The 3,879-nt window shown below is 66.3% G+C and carries 4 protein-coding genes and 1 pseudogene; all 5 read left to right on the top strand.

The window, feature by feature from the left end; translation table 11 throughout:
• The coding region (locus tag VGH54_RS01915) for an alpha/beta hydrolase (RefSeq protein ID WP_331510243.1) at positions 1-849 on the top strand (849 nt) is incomplete at its 5' end.
• Complete coding sequence (locus tag VGH54_RS01920) at positions 846-2,054, top strand: CoA transferase (RefSeq protein ID WP_331510244.1); 1,209 nt, start codon at positions 846-848, stop codon at positions 2,052-2,054. The genes VGH54_RS01915 and VGH54_RS01920, both read left to right, overlap by 4 nt.
• Positions 2,051-2,947 carry a hydroxymethylglutaryl-CoA lyase gene (locus tag VGH54_RS01925; RefSeq protein WP_331510245.1) on the top strand — a complete coding sequence of 299 codons (897 nt, stop codon included), beginning with the start codon at positions 2,051-2,053 and terminating at the stop codon, positions 2,945-2,947. The genes VGH54_RS01920 and VGH54_RS01925 overlap by 4 nt, the downstream gene beginning before the upstream one ends.
• Complete coding sequence (locus VGH54_RS01930) at positions 2,947-3,594, top strand: TetR/AcrR family transcriptional regulator (RefSeq protein WP_331510246.1); 648 nt, start codon at positions 2,947-2,949, stop codon at positions 3,592-3,594. Before VGH54_RS01925 ends, VGH54_RS01930 begins: the two co-directional genes overlap by 1 nt.
• 10 nt (positions 3,595-3,604) lie before the next feature.
• A pseudogene (locus VGH54_RS01935) lies at positions 3,605-3,879 on the top strand (acyl-CoA dehydrogenase); the annotation flags it as partial.

The raw sequence follows: 3,879 nt of genomic DNA on the forward strand, positions 1-3,879 counted from the left end.
TATCAGAAGGTGGTGCTGGCCGGTTGGAGCGGCGGCGGTTCGCTGTCGGTGTTGTACCAGCAGCAGGCCCAGCACGCGACCATCACGTCGAGCCCGTCAGGTGACGGGCCCGATCTCACCCAGCTCGATCTGCCCGCCGCCGATGGACTCATGCTGCTGGCCGCACACATCAGCCGGCACGGCACGCTGACCGAGTGGATGGACGGGTCCATCCTGGACGAATCCGATCCGACCAAACGGGATCCGGAGCTGGACCTGTACAACCCGGACAACCCCAACCAGCCGCCCTACAGCGAGGAATTCCTGGCCAGCTACCGGCAAGCCCAGATCGACCGCAACCGCCGTATCACCGCCTGGGTCAACGACAAACTGGCTGAGTTGAAAGCCGCCGGCCGTCCCGACGACGAGTTCGGCTTCGTCGTGCACGGCACCATGGCTGATCCGCGGTGGCTCGATCCGGCCGTCGATCCCAACGAACGGGTTCCGGGAACGTGCTATCTGGGCGATCCTCAAGTGGTGAACATGGGACCGGTCGGACTCGCCCGGTTCTGCACGCTGCGCAGCTGGCTCTCGCAGTGGAGCTACGACGACGCGCACGGCGACGGGGTGACTTGCGGGCGTGACATCGCGGTGCCCGCGCTGGTGATCGGCAACCTCGCCGACGACGCGTGCACACCCAGCCACACCCGACGCCTGTTCGAGGCAATCGGCCATCCCGATAAGGAGATGCACGAAATCCACGGCGCCACACACTATTACGCTGGCCCCGATCAGCGCGACAAATTGCGCGAAGCCGTCACCGTCGTCTCCGATTGGCTGGAGCGGCACAAGTTCGTGGGGACTGCGTGACCGCCCCCACCGGTCCGCTGGACGGCATCCGGGTGCTCGAATTGGGCACCCTGATCGCCGGGCCGTTCGCCGGCCGACTACTCGGCGATATGGGCGCCGACGTCATCAAGGTCGAACCGCCGGGGGCACCGGACCCGTTGCGCACCTGGGGACAGGCCGAAGTCGACGGACATCACGTGTTCTGGACGGTGCACGCACGCAACAAGCGGGCCATCACCTTGGACCTGCGTCGGCCACGCGGCCGCGAGCTGTTCCTCGATCTCATCGAGAAATCCGACATCGTGGTGGAGAACTTCCGCCCGGGCACTCTGGAGAAGTGGGACCTCGGTTACGACGTTCTCAGCCAACACAATTCAGGGATCATCCTGGTTCGGGTATCGGGCTACGGGCAGACCGGTCCGGACGCGCACAAGGCCGGATACGCCTCGGTGGCCGAGGCGGCCAGCGGGCTGCGGCACCTGAATGGCTTCCCGGGCGGACCACCCCCGCGGCTGGCGTTGTCGCTGGGCGACAGCCTGGCCGGGATGTTCGGCGCACAGGGAGCGCTGGCCGCCCTGTACCGGCGCAGCGTCACCGGGCACGGCCAGGTGGTCGACGTGGCTCTCAACGAATCATGCTTGGCGGTACAGGAATCCACGATCCCGGATTACGACGTCGGCGGAGTGGTGCGAGGTCCGTCCGGCACCCGCCTGGAGGGCATCGCACCCTCGAACATCTACCGCAGCGCCGACGGCTCGTGGGTGGTGATCGCCGCCAACCAGGACACCGTGTTCGCCCGGCTGTGCCGAGCGATGGGGCGCGTCGAGCTGGCCACCGACGAGCGGTTCGCCACCCATGGCGCACGCGGACGCAACCAGGACGAACTCGACACGATCATCGGCGACTGGGCAGCCGAACGTGAACCCAACGACATCATCGAAACCCTCAGCGCCGCGGGCGTGATCTCTGGTCCGATCAACACCGTCGCCGACGTGGTCAACGATCCTCAGCTGCGGGCCCGCGGCATGCTTGTCGAGCATCACGACGAACGGCTCGGGCGACCGGTGCTGGGGCCGGGAATCACGCCGCAGCTGTCCGAATCGCCGGGCAGCGTCCGCAATGCCGGCTCGGCGCGACCGGGCCAGCACAACGACGACGTCTACATCGGCCTGCTCGGTAAGAGCGTCGACGAACTCGAGGAGCTGCGTGCCGAGGAGGTGCTATGACCGTCCACGTCGACATCCGCGAGGTCTCGCTGCGCGACGGACTGCAGATCGAGAAGCCAATTCCGTTGTCGGCCAAGCTGGAACTGCTGGCAGCCGTCGCCGCTACCGGGGTGCGCGAGGTGGAGGCCACCGCATTCGTGTCCCCATCGAAGGTGCCGTCGATGTCTGATGCGGCCGTGCTCGCCGCCGAACTGCACCATTACCCCGACATCGAATTCTCGGCGCTGGTCGCCAGCCCCAACGGCGCCAAGCGGGCGGTCGCCGCCGGGCTGCGTTCGATCGAATACGTGGTAGCGGCCAGCGATGCATTCAGCAAAGCCAACGTCGGACGCGGCAGTGCCGAGGCCACCGATCAGATCGGCGAGATCATCGCCATCGCCCACGACAGCGATGTCACGGTCGAGGTCATCGTCGCCACGGCGTGGGATTGCCCCTTCGACGGACCCACGCCGCCGCAGCGGGTTCTCGACATCGCCGCAGCCGCACGCGATCGCGGTGTCGACCGGTTCAGCATCGCCGACACGATCGGCACGACCACGCCGGGACGGGTGCGCTCGCTGATCGCCCAACTGCGCCCGGTTCTGGGTGAGCTGCCGCTGGGCGGGCATTTCCACAACACCCGCGGCGCCGGACTAGTAAGCGCATACGCGGCGGTCGAGTCAGGAGTCACCCGACTGGACGCCTCGGTCGGCGGACTTGGCGGTTGTCCGTTCGCGCCCGGCGCCACCGGCAACATCGCCACCGAGGATCTGGTGTATCTGCTGCGCGACAGCGACATCGACGTCGACGTGGACCTACCCGCCGCCATTGCTGCGGCCGGCGTCGCGAAGTCGGTGGTCGGCCACGACTTGCCCAGTGCCCTACTGCGTGCCGGTGACCGGAAACAGCACTGATGCCGGCCGCCGGAACATCACAGGCGGCGCTGACCGCAAAAGGCCTCCAGACCCGGACGGCCATCGAGCAGGCCGCCCGAAAACTGTTCGCCGAGCGTGGCTTCCACGGCACCACCCTGGGCGACATCACCTCTGCGGCAGGTAAATCGGCGGCGGTGTTCTACCGGTACTTTGACGACAAAGAGGACCTGCTCGCCGCACTTGCCGAGTCTTTTCTGCAGGACGTCTTGACGCCGTCCGGGCTGAGCCTTTACCTGCCGGACTCCCCGGACGACGACGCGTTCTTCACGTCGGTGGTCACCGGCTACTGGAACATGTTCAAGCAGAACATCGGCATCATGATCGCGGTCGCACAACTGGCCACCACACAGCAACGGTTTGCCGCCGTCCAGAACGAATTCCGGCGATTCGGCATGGACATCGTCGCCGCCTCGGTGCGACACGTTCAGCAGCACGGCTACGCGTCCGACCTCAATCCCGAGCACATCTCGGCCGCCATCGCCCTGCTGTTCGAGAACTTCACCACCGTGTACGCAGGCTCATGGGGGCCTTCCCCGGCCCAAGGCGGTCTGGGCATAGAGATCAGCGACGACGACGCCATCGCGACCCTCGCGACGGTGTGGAAGAAAACCCTGTACGGCACTTAAGGAGATCACTGTGGATTTCACGTTGCCCGAACACCTTCCGGGTCTGCTGGCCGACATGGATGCGTTCATCGAACGCGAGATCGCCCCGCTGCAAGCGGAGAACATGCAGTACTTCGACCAACATCGCGAGCATGCCCGCACCGACTGGGACAACGACGGCATTCCCACTCGGGAATGGGAAGACCTGCTCTCGGAGATGCGACGACGGGCAGACAAAGCCGGCTGGCTGCGCTACGGGCTGCCGGCGTCGCTGGGCGGCCGCGACGGCACCAACATCGACATGGC

The organism is Mycobacterium sp. (assembly GCF_036488105.1).
Lineage (GTDB): Bacteria > Actinomycetota > Actinomycetes > Mycobacteriales > Mycobacteriaceae > Mycobacterium.

Coding starts and splice junctions, on each gene's coding strand:
- VGH54_RS01925 (WP_331510245.1), top strand. CDS start 2,051: ATGACCGTCCACGTCGACATCCGCGAGGTCTCGCTGCGCGACGGACTG.
- VGH54_RS01930 (WP_331510246.1), top strand. CDS start 2,947: ATGCCGGCCGCCGGAACATCACAGGCGGCGCTGACCGCAAAAGGCCTC.